Source organism: Methylosinus sp. LW3, from assembly GCF_000527115.1.
Taxonomy (GTDB): domain Bacteria; phylum Pseudomonadota; class Alphaproteobacteria; order Rhizobiales; family Beijerinckiaceae; genus Methylosinus.
Window position 1 is genome coordinate 1,575,588 of the sequence record NZ_AZUO01000001.1, and the last position, 19,804, is coordinate 1,595,391.

Consider the following 19,804-nt stretch of genomic DNA (forward strand, 5'->3'; position numbering starts at 1 on the left):
AGGCGCCGCGGGCCGGCGAATCCGAAACCGTCGAGCTCGAGACCATATCGGCCATATCATCCGTCCGATCAATCGGCGCGCGATTGTCGCGAGCTTCTTGTCGCGAACAAGGCGCGTCACGACATTTGTCGAGGGAATTTCCTGGCGCTCTGGAGGAACGCAGTTATGAAGCCGTCCAAATTCGTCCTGTCCGCTCTCATCGCCTCGGGGCTCTTCGCCGCCGCGGGCGCAGCGCCCGCCCGGGCCGACGGGCCGGATCTGATCTTTCGCAAGTCCACCGACTTCAAGCTGCTGACGCCGAATGACAAATTGGCGACCTATGTGCTCGACGACCCCGAAATTGACGGGGTGGCCTGCTATTACACGGTGCATGAGAAGGGCGGCGTCGCGGGAATGTTCGGCGTCGCGGAGCAGACCTCCGATGTGTCGCTGTCCTGCCGTCAATATGGGCCGGTGAAATTCAAGGAGAAATTCGGTCAGGGCGACGAAGTGTTCAGCGAGCGCCGCTCGGCGCTGTGGAAGCGCCTGCATATCGTCCGCGGCTGCGACGCCAAGCACAATGCGCTGGTCTATATGGCCTATTCCGACCGGCTGATCGAAGGCTCGCCGGAGAACTCCACCTCGGGCGTGCCGATCCAGCCCTGGGGCGCCGGCGATGTGGAGCAATGCGGCGAGTTTTTGAAGAAATGACGCAGCGGCGGGCCTGCGCCCGCCCACGCTCATTCGCTGCAGGAAACGACGGCGGCTTCCGCCGTCAAGGGCTTGCGCGCCGAGGCCGGGCCGATCGCCGAGGTCACATCGTCGGCGCGGCCGAAGGCCACCGCGGGGCCGTGGCCATGCGACTCGCACCAGCTGTCGGCGACGATCTTCCCGCAATCTTTCTTCTGCGTGATGCATTCGACGACGCCATAGCCTTCGTGGCCGGAAATCAAATAGACATTCTTCGGCGCCTCGGCGGCGCGGGCGCCGCCCTGGGCCGCCGCGAGCAGCAATCCGCCCAGCAGCGGAAAGGCGAGACGCGGGAGAACGAGACGCTGAAATTCGGTGGAGAGCATCGGGGGGCACGCCTCGCGCGGGGACGCTCATTCGCCTCACCGCGCCGGCTCCTGGTATATGCGATCGCGGTTAAGGCGCGGTTAAGTTCGCGCCGATTTGCGTAAGAGACGTCGAGGGCGGGCCATTCACGCCACGACGAGCGCGGGCAAGACGCTGGCGCGAAGGTTTTGCCGACCCGGACTCTCGGAGCCCGGGGGCGTGGGCGTCGCCGTTCAGCGAATATCGTATTCCGCATCCACCTCCACGCCGAGCGCGGTGACGAGACGGTTGGTTTCCGAAGCCATGCCGACGATCGCCAAGAGCTCGTTGAACTCCGCCTCGGTCATGCCCTTGGCGCGCGCGCTCGCCGTGTGGGAGTGGATGCAATAGCTGCAACCATGCGCGATGGAGACGGCGATATAGATCATCTCCTTCACCTTCGGGTCCAGGACGCCCGGTCCCATCACCGCCTTTATGCTCTCCCATGTGCGTTTCAGCGTCACCGGATCATGCGCGAGGGCGCGCCAGAAATTATTGACGAAATCGCTTTTGCGCGTCGCGCGAATATCGTCGAAGACCGCGCGGGCTTCGTCCGAGAGCTCATCGTCGCCGAGCAGCTTCACAGTGGCCATTGTTCCCTCGCTTCCTCTCACATTCGCCTTCGGCCTATCATAGCGGCGGCGTGCGCGGCGCGCATGTCTCGAGATGGAGAGGAAGATGTCGATCGGCGTATTGGCTCGCAGGGCGCCCGCGGCGCTCATCGTCGCGCTTTTGGGGATTGCGTCGCCGGCGGCGGCGCAGCAAGGGCGCATATGGAGCTTCTCTCTCGACGAGGCGAAGCCGCCGATGGCCTTTCTCAACTATGGCGTTCCCGAAACGGACGATTCCCTCGGCGGCTTTCATTGCGACGCCCATAGCGGCGCGACGACGCTGTTCATCTCCGAAACCGACGGCAAGCAGAAGGCCGGCAAGGCCGCGACGGCGATTTTGGCGGTCGGCGACGCGCAGACGAAGGTCGCGGGAAAGCTCGTGCCGAATGAGGAGGCGGGCGTTCCGAGCTTCGAAGGGCGGGTCGCCGCCGATGATCCGATCTTCGCCGCCATGGCGCGCGGCGAGACGCTCGTCGTGACGATCGGCGGCTCGAAACAATCCGCGCCGCTGAAAGGCGCATGGGCAAAGATCGGCAAATTCGTCGACGCCTGCAAGAAGAGGTGACGGCGGCGCGGCGCTTTCCTGCGCCGCCGTCGATCTCGTCCTGATGCGCCACCCGCGGGCCGGGCTGTCTCGACAGCGCTCATAAAATAGTTATAATCGATCGACTTTATATGAATATGGATCGGCTATGCGCTTCGCCGGCCTTCTGAGCGCGGCGCTATCCACCTTCTCACGCCAAAGGTCGTTCCCATGAGCGAAGCCGTCGATAGCCTACCCGTCGCGTCCAAAATTCATCTGCCGAAACAGGGCTGGTTCGTTGGGCTCGCAGTCCTGCTGCTGCTCGTCGGCTTTGCGCCGACCTTCTATCTGAAGCCGGTCTTCGGCGCTGGAAAGCCGCTGACCCTGCTCGTTCTCGCGCATGGCGTGACGACGACGGCCTGGCTCGCCGTCTTCATCTATCAATATGTCGCCGCGAGCCGCGGCGCGCTGAAGAATCACCGCACTGTGGGCGTGATCGGCGCGGTTCTCTTCGGCCTCGTCATCGCATTGTCGATCGTCACCGCGGTGGCGCGCGTCGCCGCCGCGGACCCCAAGGTCGCGGGAACGGCGCCTTTGATCGGCCTCGCCTATCCCTTCTGGGTGATCACCGAGGTCGCCTTCTTCGGCATAGGCGCTTTCGTCACTGTACGTCGTCCCGAGTGGCACCGCCATTTTCAGCTGGCGAGCTTCTTCACCTTCATCGCTCCGGCGACGGCGCGTGCGCTGCGCTTCGTCATTCCGGGCGGACCGGCGGTGACTTATGGATCGCTGCTGATCTCGCTTCTGCTCTATGTCGGGGCGAGCCGTCTCGACGACGGCGCCGGAAAATTGTCGCGCGCGGCGCTGGTCGCCATCGGCGTTCAGCTCGCGGCGGCGGCTCTGATTTTCGTCAGCCTCTCCGGCGCGGATCCATGGCTGTGGTTCGCTTCCGCCATCACGGGCTATTCTTTGTAATTAGAATATCCCTTCGATGCGGCGTAGCGCCGGCGTGGCGAAATCCACGAAGGCGCGCACCGCGGGTCGCAGGAATTTCGTCGAAGGATAGACGAGGAAGAATTCGCTCGGCTCGATCTCATGATCGGGCAATGCGCGGGTCAATGCGCCGCTGCGCAGCTCTTCGGCGACGAGCAGGAGCTGCGTGGTGGCGACGCCGCGGCCGGCGCGCAGCGCCTCGAGGAGAACCTGCGCGCTATTGGTCGTGAGCTTCGGCCGAACGGCTATGTCTTCCGCGCTGTCGCCCTTGCGCAGACGCAGCGCGCCATTGTGCAACGACGCGTCGGTGACGAGAAGATCATGCGCGGCGAGATCGGCGGGCGTGCGTAGAGGCGCCGCGCGCGAGAGATAGGCGGGCGCGGCGACGAGGATGCGCCGGCTGAAGCCGATGCGCTTTTGAATCAGTGATTGTTCTCTCGGCCGGCCCATGCGCAGCGCGAGGTCGATATTCTCGAAAATGAGATCGACCGGACGATTTTCGAGCGACAGAGCGACGGCGACGGAAGGATGCGCGTCCTGAAACGCCATCGCGATGCGAAACAAATGCCTTTCGCCGATACAGCTCGGGCCATGCAGGCGCAACTCGCCGGCGATCGCCGCGCCGTCGCCGCGAAGACTTTCCAGCGCGGCGTCTATCGCCGCGAGCGGGCCGCCGGCGGCCTCATAGAGCGCGAGGCCTCGCGCCGTGGGACGTAGCGCGCGCGGGCCGCGCTCCAGCAGGCGCGCGCCGGCATGCGCTTCGAGATTGCGCAGCATCTTGCTGACGGCAGGCTGCGACACGCCGAGGTCGGCGGCCGCGGCGGTCATCGAGCCGCGCTCGACGATGCGGATGAAAGCGCGAAGGGCGGCGGCGAGGTCCATGCATAACATTTGGTTATAATAATTCGATCCGCCTATTCGATAGACGCATGAGCGACGATCGGCAACTCTCGCGAAGCTTTCGAAGGAGGAGAGGATGACGATCGACAGGCGGGCGTTTCTGGCCGCCGCTGGAGCCGTCGCGACGCAGGGATTCGCGGGGGCGCATGCCGAAGAGGCGCGACTTTTGCCGCAGGGGGCGGAGAGCCGTTGGCTCGCGCTCGACGGCGCGCGGCTGCATTTCGTCACATTGGGCGCGGGGCCGACGGTCGTGCTGCTGCACGGCTGGCCGCAGACATGGTTCGCCTGGCGCGCGACGATGGAGCGACTGGCGCCTCGCTTCACCGTCGTCGCGCCGGATCTTCGCGGCCTCGGCCTCTCCGAGCCCGCGCAGTCCTATGACAAGCGCGCTGTCGCCGGGGATATCGTCGCTCTCATCGATCGCGTGGCGGGCGGGAGGGCGCATGTGATCGGCCATGACATGGGCGGCAAGGCGGCCTTCATGCTCGCGCTGCTTCATGCGGAGAAAGTGGAGCGGCTCGTCCTCGTCGACTGCCTCGTTCCGGGAACCGAGAATATGGACGCGCGGCGCGGCGGCGCCTGGCACTACGGTTTTCACATGGCGCGCGACATTCCCGAGCTGCTGACGCGCGGACGCGAGAGGGATTATATCGCCGCGCAAATTCGCGCCTGGTCGCATCGCAAGGACGCGGTCGGCGCGGCGGCGATCGACGAATTCGCGCGCCATTATGCGAGGCCGGGCGGCATGGCCGCGGGCTTCGACTATTATCGCGCGCTGCCCGAGGATGCGCGTCTCGTGGCGAGCCTTTCGGATCGTAGGCTCGACATGCCGGTGCTCGCCATCGCCGGGCGACATGGCGTCGGGCCGCGACTCGCCGAAGCGCTGGCGCTGCGGACGCGAGCGCTTTCCTCTATTGTCGTCGAGGAGAGCGGCCATTTCGTCCCCGACGAGGCGCCGGAGACGTTTTTTCGGGAAGTCGAGCGATTTCTCGCGTGACGCGTGAGATGGCGCGAGACGCCGGCTCTATCGCGCCCGCCGCACCACCAGCACGGCGTTGATGCCCCCAAAGGCGAAGGAATTGGACATGGCCGCGCGGATCGGCACGCGGCGCGCCTCGTGCGGCACGGGGTCCACCGGGCATTTGGGGTCCGGCGCCTTGAAATGGATCGTCGGCGGGGCGAGCTGCTCGCGCAGGGCGTTTATCGTGATGGCGAGCTCGAGCGCGCCGGAGGAGCCCAGCGCATGGCCGTGGATCGGCTTGGTCGAGGAGACCGGCAGACGCGCGCCGCGCTCGCCGAAGACGCGCAGGATCGCCTCCGACTCGGTGATGTCATTGGCGTAAGTGCCGGTGCCATGGGCGTTGAGATAATCGATATCGTCGGGCGTGAGGCCGGCGCTCTCCAGCGCCTGCCGCATGGCGGAGGAGGGGCCTTCGACATTGGGCCGCAGCGGATCGAAAGCGTCGCTCGACGTGCCATAGCCTGCGAGCTCGCAGAGCGGCGCATGGCCGCGGGAGTGCGCGAGCTCCTCCGTCTCCAGCACGAAGATCGCGGCGCCCTCGCCGAGCACTATGCCGTTGCGGCCGGCCGAGAAGGGCCGGCAGAAATCCGGCGTCAGCACGCGCAGCGCCTCCCAGGAGCGCAGCGAGCCATTGATGACGGCCGCCTCCGCCCCGCCGACGATGGCGCGATCGGCCGTGCCGGAGCGGATCATCTCCAGTCCGACGCCGATCGCCTGGCTCGCTGAGGAGCAGGCGCTGGCGATGGCGAATGTCGGCCCATTGCAGGAAAAGCGCATGCCCAGCATGGTGGGCGCGGCGCTGGGGATGAGGCGCGGCACGGTCAGCGGATCGGCGCGCTCGCGCGTGTTGTATTCCTTATGCGCCTCGTCATCGATGGTCTTGGAGCCGCCTATGCCGGAGCCGATGACGACCGCCGTGCGCGGCCCGGCGATATCCTTGCGCGCAAAGCCCGCCTGCGCCATGGCCTCGTCGGCGGCGACGATGGCGTATTGGGTGAAAGGGTCGCAATAGGGAAGAATCTCGGGCTCGAGATAGGCGAGCGGATCGAAGTTCTGCGGCTGCGCGGCGATCTTGATGCGGCCGCCATAGGGTCGCTCGAGCTTCAGCGGGCGGACCTGACATTGGCCGTCGCGCGCCGCCTCCCAAAGTGGCTGCGCCCCGACGCCGGCGGCCGAAACCGCGCCCATGCCCGAGATCACAACCCGTCTCTCGTTCGATTTCACCGCTGTCGCCAAAGTAGAAATTCGCTCCGTTGCCGCCGTCTCCAGTCCGACGGGACCAGACGTTAATCCTTTTTGCCGTCACGATCGCCTCGCGCGCAAGCAGAGGTCCTCGCTTTTCCCCGAAAAGGCGCGCGGCGCGGCGCCGCAGCGGTCTCTACTCGACTGATTCATAAGTTGTTCTACTGAGACGTGCGGCTCTGCGCAGCCGCGGCCGCTGGTTTTTGCGGCGTCTTGACCTTCCGCGCCGGTCTGCCTATTGGCTCATCAGCCAGTCGGCTGGATGGCCGCTGTCCTTCGGGATAGAGGAAAGTCCGGGCTCCACGGAGACACGGCGCCGGATAATGTCCGGCGGGGGCGACCCCAGGGAAAGCGCCACAGAAAGCAAACCGCCGCGGCCTTCGGGCTCGCGGTAAGGGTGAAAGGGTGCGGTAAGAGCGCACCGCTCGGGCGGCGACGTTCGAGGCATGGCAAGCCCCGCCGGGAGCAAGACCGAATAGGGGCGACTGGAAATAGCGATATTTCCTGGCCCGTCTCCGGGTCGTCGCCCGGGTTGGTTGCTAGAGGCGGCGCGCAAGCGTCGTCCCAGAGGAATGGCCATCGCGCGTGGAAGGGGCGACCCGACCGCGCCATACAGAACCCGGCTTATAGGCCGACTGGCGATTTTTTGGGTGAGCGGTAGGAGCGCCGGAAGAGGCGCTTCTACCTCCCCCTCGAGCGGGGAGGTCGAGCGCGAATGCGCTCGGGAGGGGGTGAACGCCCCAAGTCTTTGCTGTCGAACCCCACCCCGGACCGCTGCGCGGTCCGACCCTCCCCCTAAAGGGGAGGGTAGATACGGCGCCTGTGGAATTTGCTACGGCCTACCGCCACGCCCCCCGATGGCTAACGCGAAATGCGCGGCTCGCGCCCGCGTCAACGCTCTCTTAACCCTGACGACGGCTAATAATCGCAAGCGCCGCGCCGCCCGCGCCGCTCCGTCGCCCGTGGTCTTTCATGATATGCGTTGTTGTTCAGAGCGATGACACGTCTCTCCGGGAAAAGTCGCGCCCGCGCCTCGCGCGCGTCGGCGCTTTCGCGTCTGCGCGCGGGCTCGGCGGACGGCCGCGTCGACGCCAAATATCCGCCCTGGAGGGCGCGTCCGACGGGCGCGGACCGGCCCTGCGGCGACATTTTCGGATCGGAGGAGAGATGACGGCGAGCGGCGCTGAGCGGCATGTTCCCGTGCTGCTCGAGGAGGCGGTCGCCGCCCTCGCGCCACAGGCGGGCGGCGTCTATCTGGACGCCACCTTCGGCGCTGGCGGCTACACGCGCGCCTTGCTGGCGCATGAGGGCACACGCGTGCTGGCGCTCGACCGCGATCCGAACGCCATAAGGGGCGGCTATGCGCTGGTGGAGGAGGCGGGCGGACGGCTGACTCTGGTGGAGGCGCGCTTCTCCGAGCTGGCGCAGGTCGCCGAGCGCGCGGGGCTGGCGCCGCTCGACGGAATCGTCGCCGATATCGGCGTCTCCTCCATGCAGTTCGACGAGGCGGCGCGCGGCTTCTCCTTCCGCAATGACGGCCCGCTCGACATGCGCATGGAAGGCCGCGGACCGAGCGCCGCCGACATTATCGCGGATGCCGAGGAAGAGGCGCTCGCCGATATTCTGTATCACTATGGCGAGGAGCGCGCCTCGCGCCGCATCGCCCGCGCCATCGTCAATGCGCGCGAGGCCGGCCGCATAGAGACGACGCGCGCGCTGGCGCAGATCATCGAGCGCGCCGCGCCCGGAAAGCCGGGCGATATTCACCCGGCGACGAGGAGCTTTCAGGCGCTGCGCATCGCCGTCAATGACGAGCTGGGCGAATTGGTCGCCGCGCTGGGCGCCGCCGAGCGGGCGCTGAAGCCGGGCGGTCGGCTCGCCGTGGTGACGTTTCACTCGCTCGAGGATCGCATCGTCAAGCAATTCTTAGGCGAACGCTCCGGCCGCGGCGAGACGCGCTCGCGGCTCCTGCCTGGCGAGCCGGTTCCGCCGCCGCGGACCTTCATCAGCGAAGGGCGCCAGCCGGTGACGCCTTCGGACCGCGAAATCGCCGCAAATCCGCGCGCGCGCTCCGCCAAGCTGCGCTTTGCGACGCGAACGGACGCGCCGGCGCGCGCGATCGACGAGTCTCTGGCGCGTCTCGCCCGCCTGCCGGAACGCGTGAAAGGAAGACGCTGATGCTGCGCATTCTCAATGTCGTCGCCATTCTCGCGCTGATCGGCTCGGGCTTCTACGCCTATTCGATCAAATATCAGACCATGCTGCGCGCCGAGCAGATCAACAAGATGAAGCGCGAGGCGAAAAGCGAGCGCGACGCCATCGCCGTGCTGCGCGCCGAATGGGCCTTCATGACGCGGCCCGAGCGCGTGCAGGATCTCGCCGACAAATATCTCGATCTGAAGCCGGTCGCCGTGACGCAGATCGCCACGGCGCAATCGCTGCCGGAAAAGCCCGAGCGCATCGACTCGATCGGCCGCAAGCTGGATGCGCTCGGCCTCGGCGGCGCCGCGACGACTCCGGCCGCGAGCGAGGCGCCGACGACGCCGAAAGGAAAGCCGCGATGACGACCGCCGAAACTGTGACGAAAGCCGTGAAGCGAGGCCTGCGCGGGCCGCTCGACGGGCTGTTCACCACCTCGCTCGGCAAGACAGGCGCGCGCATGCGCCTCGTCGCCGTGGGCTTTTGTTGCCTTTATGTCGGCATTGGCGCGCGTCTCGTCGCCATCGGCTTCAAGCCTGATCCGACGACGATGCGCCGCGCCTCCGGCGAGCCCATCGCCGCGTCGCGTCCCGATGTGCTCGATCGCAATGGCGAGATACTCGCGACCGATGTGAAGACCATGTCGGTCTTCGCCGAGCCGCGCCGTCTCATCGACAAGGACGAGGCGACCGAGCTGCTGACCGCGGTGCTGCCCAATGTCGACTCGCGCGAATTGCGCGAGCGTCTCGCCTCGCGCAAGGGCTTCGTCTGGGTGAAGCGCGAGGTGACGCCCAAGCAGCGCGACGAGGTGTTTCATCTCGGCCTGCCGGGCGTCGGCCTCGCGCCCGAGAATAAGCGCGTCTATCCCAATGGGCCGGCGGCGGCGCATGTGCTCGGCTATGTCAATATCGACAACGCCGGCATCGCCGGAATCGAGAAATATATCGACGGGCAAGGCCTCGCCGATCTTCACGACGCCGGCTTCAGCCTGACGCCGGAAGAGCTGAAGCCCATCTCGCTGTCGATCGACATAAAGGCGACGCACGCCATTCGCGACGAGTTGGAAAAGGGCGTCGCGCATTTCAAGGCCAAGGCCGGCGCCGCGGCGATCATGGACGTCAACACCGGCGAGATCATCGCGCTCGCCTCGCTGCCGGATTATGATCCCAACAAGCCCGGCGACATGCGCGATCCGACGATCATCAATCGCATGAATGTCGGCGTCTATGAGATGGGCTCCACCTTCAAGGCGCTGACCATCGCCATGGCGCTCGACTCCGGCAAGGTCAATCTCAACTCGCGGCTCGACGCGCGCGGCACGCTCAATTTCGGCCATTTCCGCATTCACGATTATCACGCGACCAATCGCGTGCTCACCCTGCCGGAAGTGTTCACCCATTCCTCCAACATCGGAACGGCGCGCATGGCGCTCGGCCAGGGCGTCGAGCGGCACAAGGCGTTTTTGCGCAAGATGGGCCAGCTCACGCGCATGCGCACAGAGTTGCCAGAGAGCGCTGAGCCGATCGTGCCGAAGAATTGGGGTGAGCTGAACACCATGACCATCGCCTTCGGCCATGGTCTCGCCGTCGCGCCGCTGCAGGCGATGATGGCTGTCGGCGCGCTGATGAACGGCGGCTATCTGATGGCGCCCACTTTCCTCAAGCGCAACGAGGAGGAGGCGAAGAAGAGCGCCGTGCAGGTGATCAGGCCGGAGACCAGCGAGTCCATGCGCTATCTCATGCGGCTCAACGCCGAGATCGGCTCCGCCAGGAAGGTCAACGTCAACGGCTATTTCGTCGGCGGCAAGACCGGAACCGCGGAAAAGGTGATCGGCGGCCATTATTCCAAGACCCGCCTCTTCACCACTTTCATGGCGGTGGCGCCGGCGGACAAACCGAAGTATCTCTTCCTCACCATTATGGACGAGCCGCAGGGCCTTCCGGAGACCGGAGGCTACGCCACGGCCGCCTATAACTCGGGCCAGGTGACGGGCCAGATCATCGAGCGCGTCGGCCCGCTGCTCGGCCTGCCGCCGCGCTTCGAATTGCCGACGCAGCCTTTCCCGCTGCTCGCCAAGCTCGGCTATGGCATAGCCAATAGTCCCGCTGTTCCCGGCGGGGGAGGGCATTGATGCGATTTTCCGACCTTCTCGACGAAGCGACGGCGGCGGGCTGCGGCGATCTCGATATCGACGGCGTCACGGCCGACAGCCGCGACGTGCGCGAAGGCTATGCTTTCTTCGCCGTGCCGGGTCATGCCGGCGACGGCCTCGCTTACGCCGCCGATGCGCGCGCGCGTGGGGCGCGCGTGGTCGTCGCGCCGCACGCGGCCGAGGTCGGGCTGCCGTTACTCGTCGTCGCGGATGTGCGCGCGGCGCTCGCTCATGCTGCGGCGCGATTTTTCGCGCGTCAGCCGCAGATCGTCGCCGCGGTGACAGGCACCAGCGGCAAGAGCTCGGTCGTCGATTTTCTGCGCCAGATCTGGCTGACGCTCGGACGCGACGCGGCCTCGCTCGGCACGATCGGAATCGTCGATACAAATGGTGCGCATTACGGCTCGCTGACGACGCCGGGACCTGTGGCGCTGCATCAGTCGCTCGACGCGCTGGCCGCGCGCGGCGTCACCCATCTCGCCATGGAGGCGTCCTCGCTCGGCATAGACCAGCGCCGCCTCGATGGCGTGCGTCTGACAGTCGGCGCCTTCACCAATTTCTCGCGCGATCACCTCGATCATCATCGCGATCTCGAGGACTATTTCGAGGCGAAGATGCGCCTCTTCGACACGCTGCTCGCGCCCGGCCAGACGGTCGTGATCGACGCCGACAGCTCGGTCGCCGCGCACGTGATCGACATTTGCGAGAAGCGCGGGCTGACGATCTTCGATGTCGGCGAGAAGGGCCGCGCCATATCGCTGCTCGAGGCGGATGCGCAGGCGCTCGGCTCGCGCTTGCGGCTGCGCTGCGGCGACGAGACTTTCGCCGTCGCTTTGCCGCTCGCCGGCGCGTTTCAAATTTCCAATGCGCTGGTCGCCGCGGGAATGGCGATCTCCTGCGGCGAGGAACCGGCGCAGGTTTTCGCAGCGCTGGAGAAATTGCGCGGCGCCCCCGGACGGCTGGAGCTCATCGGCGCGCGCGACGGCGCGCCCGTCTTCGTCGATTACGCGCATAAGCCCGATGCGCTGGACAAGGTGCTGGCCGCCGTGCGCCCTCTGGCGAAAGGACGGCTCGTTGTCGTTTTCGGCGCCGGCGGCGATCGCGACAGAGGCAAGCGTCCATTGATGGGCGAGATCGCGGCGCGCGCGGCGGATGTCGTCGTCGTCACCGACGATAATCCGCGCAGCGAGGAGCCGGCCTCGATCCGCGCCGCTATATTGGAGGCGGCGCGCCACGCGAAGGGCGCGGAGATTCACGAGATCGGCGACCGCGCCGCGGCGATCCGCGCGGCGGTCTCCTGGCTGCGCGATGGCGACGCGCTGGTGGTCGCCGGAAAGGGCCATGAAACGGGCCAGATCGTCGGCGATCAGGTCCTGCCATTCTCCGACCGTGCGGCGGTCGAGGCGGCCTTGCAGGGTGGGACTTGAATGAAACAGCAAGCGCTATGGACCGGACTGGGGCTGATCGGCGCATTGCGCGCGCGCATCAGCGGCGGCTTGCCGCGCGACGTCAATGGCGTCTCCATCGACACGCGCACGCTGGCGCCGGGCGATCTCTTCTTCGCCATAAAGGGCGAGGCGCGCGACGGTCATGATTTCGTGCGCATGGCGTTCGAGCGCGGCGCCGCGGGCGCGGTGATCGACGACGCACACGCTGGCGAGTTCCGTGATCTCTCGCCGCTCTATGTCGTGCGCGACGTGCAGGAGTCGCTGGAATATCTCGGCGCCCGCGCGCGTGAGCGCTCGCCCGCCTATATTGCGGCGATCACCGGTTCGGTCGGCAAGACATCGACCAAAGACATGGCGAAGACAGTGTTCTCGCGCTTCGGCGAGACGCATGCTTCGGCCGCCTCCTACAACAATCAATGGGGCGTGCCGCTGTCGCTGTCGCGCATGCCGGCCTCGGCGCGCTACGGCCTGTTCGAGATCGGCATGAATCACGCGGGCGAGATCGCGTCGCTCGTGCGCTTCGTCGAGCCGCATGTCGCCGTGGTGACACGCGTCGCGCCCGTGCATCTCGAGCATTTCGACTCGCTCGAGGCTATAGCGGCGGCCAAGTCCGAGGTTTTCTCCGGTCTCGTCGAAGGCGGCGTCGCCATCGTCAATCGCGACGACGAGACTTACGAGACGCTGCTGGAAGGCGCCGCCGCCTCCAGAGCCGCGCATGTCTTCTCCTTCGGCGAGAGCGAGGCCGCGCAGGCGCGGCTGCTCTCCTATGATGGCGAGAGCCAAGTCGCCGAGGCGGAGATTTTCGGCCGCCGCCTGCGTTACCGCATCGGCGCGCCGGGCCGGCATTTCGCAGTCAATTCGCTCGCCGTGCTGACCATCGCCCATGTCTTCGGCATAGATCTCGCCGAGGCGGCGGAGACGCTCGCCGATTTCGCCCCGCCCAAGGGACGCGGCCGTCGGGAGACGCTGGTGATCGGCGGCGGCGCCCTCACGCTCATCGACGAGAGCTACAACGCCAATCCCACCTCCATGCGCGCGGCTTTCGATCTCATCGGCGCGGAGAAGAGCGCGCGGCGACGCATCGCCGTGCTCGGCGATATGCTGGAGCTCGGGCCGAGCGCCGGCGAATTGCACGCAGGCCTCGCCAAAGACCTCGAGGCGGCGAGCGTCGATCTCCTCTTCACCGCCGGCCCGCTGATGGCGCGGCTCTTCTACGCCGCGCCCGAGTCTATGCGCGGCGCGCATCGCGCCAACGCCGCCGAGCTCGAGGAGGCGGTTCTCTCCGCGCTGGCGCCGGGCGATGTGGTCATGATCAAGGGCTCGAACGGCTCGCGCATGGCGCGCATCGTCGAGGCGATCAGAACGAAATTCCCGGCCGAAACCGAAGCGGCCTCGTAAAGGAAAAGACGAATGCTGACGCTGCTCGCGGACTTCTCGCATCTCTTCGGTCCGCTGAACCTCTTCCGCTACATCACCTTCCGCGCCGCCGGCGCGGCGACGACGGCGCTGTTCTTCGTCTTCTTCTTCGGCCCCACCATCATCGACGCGCTGCGCTTGAAGCAGGGCAAGGGCCAGCCCATTCGCGAGGACGGTCCGGCCTCGCATCTGCTCACCAAAAAAGGCACGCCGACCATGGGCGGGCTGATGATCCTCTCGGGTCTGCTCGTCGCCACTCTCCTCTGGGCGAATTTGAAGAATTCCTATGTGTGGATCGTCATTCTCGTCACCGCCTCCTTCGGCGCGATCGGCTTCTACGACGATTATCTGAAGGTGACGAAGCAATCGCACAAAGGCTTTTCCGGCAAGGCGCGGCTCGCGCTCGAGTTCGCCGTCGCCGGCCTCGCCTGCTATGCGCTCACCACGGTCGGCGGCGACAATATGTCCAAGCTGGCGCTGCCGCTGCTCAAGGGCTACGCCTTCTCGCTGGGCTGGCTGTTCATTCCCTTCGGCGCCTTCGTCATCGTGGCGGCGGGCAATTGCGTCAATCTCACCGATGGTCTCGACGGCCTCGCCATCGTGCCGTCGATGATCGCCGCCGGGGCCTTCGCCATCATCGCCTATCTCGTCGGCAATTCGATCTTCTCGGATTATCTCGGCGTCAATCACGTCGCCGGCACCGGCGAGCTCACCATTGTCTGCGCGGCGCTCATCGGCTCCGGTCTCGGCTTTCTGTGGTTCAACGCGCCGCCGGCGCAGATCTTCATGGGCGACACCGGCTCGTTGGCGCTCGGCGGATTGCTCGGAACCATATCGGTCGCCATCAAGCAGGAGTTCGTGCTCGCCATCATCGGCGGCCTCTTCGTGCTCGAGGGCGCTTCCGTCATCGTGCAGGTGGCGAGCTTCAAGCTCACCGGCAAGCGCGTGTTCCGCATGGCGCCCATCCACCATCACTTCGAGCAGATGGGCTGGACCGAGCCGCAGATCGTCATTCGCTTCTGGATCATCTCCTTCGTTCTCGCCCTTCTCGGGCTCTCCTCGCTGAAGCTGAGGTGAGCGCATGACTCCGGCGACGACATTTGCAGGGCGCAAGGTCGCGCTCTTCGGCTTGGGCGGCTCCGGCCTTTCGACGGCGCGCGCATTGATCGCAGGCGGCGCGAATGTCGCCGCCTGGGACGATGGCGAGGCCGGCCGCGCCAAGGCGCAGGCGCAGGGCGTCGAGATCGTCGATCTGACGAGTGCGGATTGGCGCGAGTTCTCGGCGCTCATTCTTTCGCCCGGCGTGCCGCTGACACATCCAGAGCCGCATTGGACGGTCACACGCGCGCGCGAGGTGGGCGTCGAGGTGATCGGCGACATAGAGCTGTTCTGCCGTGAGCGGCAGGCGAAGGCGCCCGGCGCGCCCTTCATCGCCATCACCGGCACCAATGGCAAATCGACGACAACGGCGCTGATCGCGCATCTCTTGCGCAGCGCCGGCAAGGATGTGCAGCTCGGCGGCAATATCGGCACGCCGATCCTCGATCTCGAGCCGCCCTCCGAGACGCGCATTCACGTCATCGAATGCTCCTCTTTTCAGATCGATCTGACGCCTTCGCTCGCGCCGTCCATCGGCATTCTCATCAATCTGACGCCGGACCACATCGACCGTCACGGCACGATGGAGAATTACGCGGCGGTGAAGGAGCGTCTCGTCGCCGGCGCCGATGTCGCGGTGATCGGCGTCGACGACGCCTTCTCTCATGCGATCGGCGCGCGGCTGACCGAGCGACGCCGCGAGGGCCAGCGCGTCTATCCCGTCTCCGCCGCGCGTGCGCTCGATTGGGGCTTTTTCATCGAGGCGCGCAAGGCGCTCTATCGAGAGGCCGGCCATGGGCCGGAGGAGACGGAGACGCTCGGCGATCTCGAGGGCGCGCGCACATTGCGCGGCGCGCATAATGCGCAGAACGCCGCCTTCGCCGCCGCGGTCGCCTGGCATTGCGGACTTTCCTGCGCGGAGATCGCGCGCGGGCTGCTCACCTATCCCGGCCTGCCGCATCGCATGGAGGAGGTGGGGCGTCGCGGGCGCGTCGTCTTCGTCAATGATTCGAAAGCCACGAACGCCGACGCGGCGGAGAAGGCGCTGCTCTCCTACGACGATATTTTCTGGATCGCCGGCGGCAAGGCGAAGGAGGGCGGCATAGAGCCGCTGCGTCCGCTCTTCCCACGCATCGCCAAAGCCTATCTCATCGGCGCGGCGGCGCAGGATTTTGCGCGCACGCTCGAGGGCGCCGTGACTTACGAGCACTGCGGAACGCTCGATGTGGCGATCGCGCGCGCGGCCGAGGAGGCCGCGCTGAGCGCGGCGCGCGAGCCCGTGGTGCTGCTGTCGCCGGCCTGCGCCTCTTACGATCAATTCGCCAATTTCGAAGCGCGCGGCGACGCTTTTCGCCTGCTCGCGCGCGAGCTGCATGCGCATGCGCCCATTGCCGGAGAAAGCCTATGATCTCGCGCGCGGAGCGTTCCACCTTCTCTGATTGGGCCTGGACGATCGATCGCTGGCTCCTCGCCGGCGTCGCGCTGCTCATCGTCTGCGGCCTCGTCTTCGCTATGGCCGGCAGCCCGCCCGTCGCCGAGCGGCTGCATCTCTCCACCTTTCATTTCGTGCATCGGCAGGTGATCTATCTCGCGCCGGCGATCCTCGTGATGATCGGCGTCTCCTTTCTCACGCCGCGTCATGTGCGGCGCGCGGCGATTTTGCTGTGGATCGTCTCGCTCGCGCTCGTCGTCGGCACGCTGTTCTTCGGCCAGGAGGTGAAGGGCGCCAAGCGCTGGATCTTCGGAGTTCAGCCCTCCGAATTCTTGAAGCCGGCCTTCGTCATCATGGCCGCATGGGCCTTTTCGGAAGGCGCGAAGCGCAAGGACGTTCCCGGCAATCTTCTCGCCATCGCTCTGCTGCCCGTCACCGTCGCGCCGCTGGTGATGCAGCCGGACATCGGCCAGACCATGTTGATCTCGCTCGTCTGGGCGGGGCTCTTGTTCATGGCCGGCATTCACTGGTTCTGGATTTTCGGCGTCGGCGGCGCGGGCGCCGTCGGCGCGGTCGCGGCCTATAAATTTCTGCCGCACGTCCATGCGCGCGTGACGCGCTTTCTCGATCCGCAAGCGGCCGGGCAGGGCGTCGCCGACACATTCCAGGCCGACACCGCGCTCTACAGCTTCATCAGCGGCTCCTGGTTCGGCAAAGGGCCGGGCGAAGGCACGCTGAAGCGCATATTGCCGGACGCGCATACGGATACGATCTTCGCCGTCATCGGCGAAGAGTTCGGCCTCTTCGTCTGCATGGCGGTGGCGGCGATCTACGGCCTCATCGTGCTGCGCGGGCTCTATTCCGCCTCGCGCAATGACGACGCCTTCTGCGGCTTCGCGACCGCCGGCCTCGTCATGCTGTTCGGCCTGCAGGCCGCGATCAATATGGCGGTGAATCTTCAGCTCATGCCGTCGAAGGGCATGACGCTTCCTTTCATTTCCTATGGCGGCTCCTCGCTCATTTCGCTGGCGCTCGGCTTCGGCTTTCTGCTCGCTGTCACGCGTCGGCGCCCGCATATAGAACCCGTCGTCGAGACGGAGCATGCGAGCCATGCGCCGATGGGAGCGGCGGCATGAGCGCGCCCGTTCTGCTCGCCGCCGGCGGCACCGGCGGTCATCTTTTTCCGGCCGAGGCGCTCGCGCATGCGCTGCGCGCGCGTGGGCTCGAGGTGGAACTCGTCACCGATGAGCGCGCCTTGCGCTATGGCGGCGAGTTTCCCGCGCGCGCCATGCATACAATCGCTTCCGCGACTCCGCGCGGCGGCTCTGTCTTCGCCAAGGCGACGGCGATCGCGACGCTCGGCGTCGGCGCCGCGCAGGCGCTGTTTCTTCTGCGGCGCATTCGGCCGCTCGCCGTCGTCGGCTTCGGCGGCTATCCCAGCGTGCCGCCGCTCTTCGCCGCCACGCTTCGGCGCATTCCCGCAGTGCTGCATGAGGCGAATGCGGTGATGGGCCGCGCCAATTCCTTTCTCGCCGGCCGCGTCGATGCGGTCGCCTCGGGCTTTCCGCTCTCCGGCGTTTCGGATGCGCTCACGGAAAAGATCGTCGTCACCGGCAATCCGCTGCGACCCGCCGCGCTCGCGGCGGCTGCGTTGCCTTATCCTGTGTTCGACGACGGCAAGCTGCGCCTTCTCGTGACCGGCGGCTCGCAGGGCGCGCGAGTGATGTCCGATATCGTGCCCGCGGCGCTCGAATCTCTGCCGAAAGAATTGCGTGAGCGCATAGAGCTGACGCAGCAGGCGCGCGAGGAAGATCTCGCGCGTGTCACCATGGCCTATGCGCGCGCCGGAATCGTCGCGCAGATTGCGCCCTTCTTCGCCGATCTGCCGGAGCGCATCGCGCATGCGCATCTCGTGATCGCGCGCGCCGGCGCCTCCACCGTCACTGAGCTGGCGGCGATCGGGCGACCGAGCATTCTGGTGCCGCTGCCGCATGCGTTGGACCAGGACCAGGCGGCAAACGCCGCCGTGCTGGCGAAATCCGGCGCAGCGGAGGTCGTGCGCCAAGCCGATTTCACGCGGCAATGGCTCGCCGAACGCATCGCCGCGCTCGCTGCGGACAGCGACGAATTGCAGCGGCGCGCGCAGGCGGCAAAAAGCGTCGGCGTGACCGACGCGGCCGAGCGGCTCGCCGATCTCGTGCTCGCCGTCGCGCAGAAGAGAGAGAGCGCCGCGCTGGCGCCAGGGAGCCGAATATGAGAATGCCGCGCCGTCTCGGCCCCATTCATTTCGTCGGCATTGGCGGAATCGGAATGTCCGGCGTCGCCGAAATTCTGCTCGCGCAAGGCTATGATGTGCAGGGCACGGACGCCGCCGACAGCGCCAATCTGCAACGTCTCGCCGGCAAGGGCGCGCGCGTGCATGTCGGCCATGACGCGAAATGGCTGGGCGAAGCAGCCGTCGTCGTCGTGTCGAGCGCGATCAAGCGCGACAATCCCGAGCTGGCGGAGGCGCGCGCGCGGCGCCTGCCCGTGGTGAAGCGCGCGGAAATGCTCGCCGAGCTGATGCGCGACAAGCGTTGCGTCGCCGTCGCCGGCACGCATGGCAAGACGACGACCACCTCGTTGGTCGCCACTCTGCTCGACGCCGGCGGTCTCGATCCGACAGTCGTGAATGGCGGCATCATCAACGCTTACGGCACAAATGCGCGGCCGGGCGCCGGCGAATGGATGGTGGTCGAAGCTGACGAGAGCGACGGCACATTCTTGAAGCTGCCGGCGGAAGTCGCCATCGTCACCAATGTCGATCCCGAGCATTTGGATCATTTCGGCGATTTCGACGGCGTGAAGAAGGGCTTTCGTAGCTTCATCGAAAATCTGCCGTTCTATGGTTTTGCAGCCGTCTGTCTCGATCATCCGACCGCGCGCGAGATCATCGGCCAAATCGAAGATCGCCGCGTCATTTCCTATGGCGAGAGCGAGGAGGCCGAGGCGCGTCTGCTCGATCTCGATCTTTCCGGCGGCGTCGGACGCTTTTCGGTGCTCCTGCGTGATCGTGATACGGGCGCAGAGACGCGGCTCGACGAGCTTCTGCTGCCGGCAGCGGGGCGGCACAATGCGCTCAACGCCACGGCGGCCATTGCGGTGGCCCATCGGCTCGGCGTTCCCGCGGATAAGATTCGCGAGGGGCTCGCGCGCTTCGCCGGCGTGAAGCGGCGCTTCACCAAGACGGGCGAGTGGAAGGGCGTTTCCATCTTCGACGATTACGGTCATCACCCGGTCGAGATCGCCGCCGTGCTGCGCGCCGCGCGCGCTTCCACCAAGGGCAAGGTGATCGCCATCATGCAGCCGCATCGCTACACGCGGCTGCAGTCGCTGTTCGATCAATTCGCAGGCTGTTTCAGTGACGCGGATGTGGCGCTGATCGCCGATGTTTATCCGGCCGGCGAGAGCGAGATAGAGGGCGTCGACGGCCCGGCGCTGGCGCGCGCCGCCGCTGCGCAAGGGCATGAGCGCGCGAGCGCCTTCGCTTCGCCGCAGGAGCTGCCGGGATTGATCCGCGAGATCGCCGCGCCGGGCGATTATGTGGTGTTTCTCGGCGCCGGCGACATTACGAAATGGGCTTATGCGCTGCCGGCGCAATTGGCGGAGCTCGCGCCATGACAATCGCGCAGACATGGAGAACGCGCGTCCCTTCT

General features: G+C 66.4%; 18 protein-coding genes and 1 other RNA gene. 15 read left to right on the forward strand and 4 right to left on the reverse strand.

Annotation, left to right across the window (positions count from 1 at the left end; genetic code table 11):
- Positions 1–165 precede the first annotated feature (165 nt).
- Complete coding sequence (locus tag METLW3_RS0107935; RefSeq protein ID WP_024879418.1) at positions 166–690, forward strand: CreA family protein; 525 nt, start codon at positions 166–168, stop codon at positions 688–690.
- 29 nt (positions 691–719) lie between these two features.
- Here the strand turns inward: METLW3_RS0107935 and METLW3_RS0107940 are convergent, their stop codons facing one another.
- Both METLW3_RS0107940 and METLW3_RS0107945 read right to left on the reverse strand, forming a co-directional pair.
- Positions 720–1,055, reverse strand: a complete 336-nt coding sequence (locus tag METLW3_RS0107940) for a hypothetical protein (protein WP_024879419.1) — start codon at positions 1,053–1,055, stop codon at positions 720–722.
- Between the two features lie 213 nt (positions 1,056–1,268).
- A complete protein-coding gene (locus METLW3_RS0107945) occupies positions 1,269–1,667 on the reverse strand; it encodes a carboxymuconolactone decarboxylase family protein (protein ID WP_024879420.1) in 399 nt (132 codons plus the stop codon).
- An 85-nt stretch (positions 1,668–1,752) separates the two neighbouring features.
- Here METLW3_RS0107945 and METLW3_RS0107950 point away from each other — a divergent pair, with 85 nt between their 5' ends.
- Both METLW3_RS0107950 and METLW3_RS0107955 read left to right on the forward strand, forming a co-directional pair.
- Positions 1,753–2,250 (forward strand): hypothetical protein, encoded by a 498-nt coding sequence (locus METLW3_RS0107950; RefSeq protein ID WP_245267255.1) that lies wholly within the window; start codon positions 1,753–1,755, stop codon positions 2,248–2,250.
- Between the two features lie 189 nt (positions 2,251–2,439).
- A complete protein-coding gene (locus METLW3_RS0107955; protein WP_024879422.1) occupies positions 2,440–3,183 on the forward strand; it encodes a hypothetical protein in 744 nt (247 codons plus the stop codon).
- On the opposite strand, the gene METLW3_RS0107960 is transcribed toward METLW3_RS0107955, so the two are convergent.
- Positions 3,184–4,083: a LysR family transcriptional regulator gene (locus tag METLW3_RS0107960; protein WP_024879423.1), complete on the reverse strand. Its 900-nt coding sequence runs from the start codon at positions 4,081–4,083 to the stop codon at positions 3,184–3,186.
- 94 nt (positions 4,084–4,177) lie between these two features.
- Here METLW3_RS0107960 and METLW3_RS0107965 point away from each other — a divergent pair, with 94 nt between their 5' ends.
- Positions 4,178–5,098 carry an alpha/beta hydrolase gene (locus METLW3_RS0107965; protein WP_024879424.1) on the forward strand — a complete coding sequence of 307 codons (921 nt, stop codon included), beginning with the start codon at positions 4,178–4,180 and terminating at the stop codon, positions 5,096–5,098.
- 27 nt (positions 5,099–5,125) lie between these two features.
- On the opposite strand, the gene METLW3_RS0107970 is transcribed toward METLW3_RS0107965, so the two are convergent.
- The gene (locus METLW3_RS0107970) at positions 5,126–6,322 is read right to left on the reverse strand and encodes a beta-ketoacyl-[acyl-carrier-protein] synthase family protein (RefSeq protein ID WP_256388644.1); all 1,197 of its coding nucleotides are present in this window, start codon (positions 6,320–6,322) and stop codon (positions 5,126–5,128) included.
- A gap of 292 nt (positions 6,323–6,614) precedes the next feature.
- Between METLW3_RS0107970 and rnpB the strand changes: the two genes are divergently transcribed.
- From rnpB to murC, 11 genes are all read left to right on the forward strand, one after another.
- An RNA gene (gene rnpB, locus METLW3_RS27040) (RNase P RNA component class A) lies at positions 6,615–7,007 on the forward strand.
- A gap of 524 nt (positions 7,008–7,531) precedes the next feature.
- Positions 7,532–8,542: a 16S rRNA (cytosine(1402)-N(4))-methyltransferase RsmH gene (gene rsmH, locus METLW3_RS0107980; protein ID WP_024879427.1), complete on the forward strand. Its 1,011-nt coding sequence runs from the start codon at positions 7,532–7,534 to the stop codon at positions 8,540–8,542.
- Positions 8,542–8,928 (forward strand): hypothetical protein, encoded by a 387-nt coding sequence (locus METLW3_RS0107985; RefSeq protein WP_024879428.1) that lies wholly within the window; start codon positions 8,542–8,544, stop codon positions 8,926–8,928. Before rsmH ends, METLW3_RS0107985 begins: the two co-directional genes overlap by 1 nt.
- Positions 8,925–10,694, forward strand: coding sequence for a penicillin-binding protein 2 (locus METLW3_RS0107990; RefSeq protein WP_024879429.1), 1,770 nt, complete (start codon positions 8,925–8,927; stop codon positions 10,692–10,694). Before METLW3_RS0107985 ends, METLW3_RS0107990 begins: the two co-directional genes overlap by 4 nt.
- Positions 10,694–12,142 carry a UDP-N-acetylmuramoyl-L-alanyl-D-glutamate--2,6-diaminopimelate ligase gene (locus METLW3_RS0107995; protein ID WP_024879430.1) on the forward strand — a complete coding sequence of 483 codons (1,449 nt, stop codon included), beginning with the start codon at positions 10,694–10,696 and terminating at the stop codon, positions 12,140–12,142. Before METLW3_RS0107990 ends, METLW3_RS0107995 begins: the two co-directional genes overlap by 1 nt.
- A complete protein-coding gene (locus tag METLW3_RS0108000; protein WP_024879431.1) occupies positions 12,143–13,561 on the forward strand; it encodes a UDP-N-acetylmuramoylalanyl-D-glutamyl-2,6-diaminopimelate--D-alanyl-D-alanine ligase in 1,419 nt (472 codons plus the stop codon).
- Positions 13,562–13,573: 12 nt separating this feature from the next.
- A complete protein-coding gene (gene mraY / locus METLW3_RS0108005) occupies positions 13,574–14,656 on the forward strand; it encodes a phospho-N-acetylmuramoyl-pentapeptide-transferase (protein ID WP_024879432.1) in 1,083 nt (360 codons plus the stop codon).
- 4 nt (positions 14,657–14,660) lie between these two features.
- Positions 14,661–16,085 carry a UDP-N-acetylmuramoyl-L-alanine--D-glutamate ligase gene (gene murD, locus METLW3_RS0108010; protein WP_024879433.1) on the forward strand — a complete coding sequence of 475 codons (1,425 nt, stop codon included), beginning with the start codon at positions 14,661–14,663 and terminating at the stop codon, positions 16,083–16,085.
- Positions 16,082–17,245 (forward strand): putative peptidoglycan glycosyltransferase FtsW, encoded by a 1,164-nt coding sequence (locus METLW3_RS0108015; protein ID WP_024879434.1) that lies wholly within the window; start codon positions 16,082–16,084, stop codon positions 17,243–17,245. Before murD ends, METLW3_RS0108015 begins: the two co-directional genes overlap by 4 nt.
- Positions 17,242–18,366 carry an undecaprenyldiphospho-muramoylpentapeptide beta-N-acetylglucosaminyltransferase gene (gene murG / locus METLW3_RS0108020; protein ID WP_024879435.1) on the forward strand — a complete coding sequence of 375 codons (1,125 nt, stop codon included), beginning with the start codon at positions 17,242–17,244 and terminating at the stop codon, positions 18,364–18,366. Before METLW3_RS0108015 ends, murG begins: the two co-directional genes overlap by 4 nt.
- The gene (murC, locus tag METLW3_RS0108025; RefSeq protein ID WP_024879436.1) at positions 18,363–19,769 is read left to right on the forward strand and encodes a UDP-N-acetylmuramate--L-alanine ligase; all 1,407 of its coding nucleotides are present in this window, start codon (positions 18,363–18,365) and stop codon (positions 19,767–19,769) included. The genes murG and murC overlap by 4 nt, the downstream gene beginning before the upstream one ends.
- The last annotated feature ends 35 nt before the right edge of the window (positions 19,770–19,804 follow it).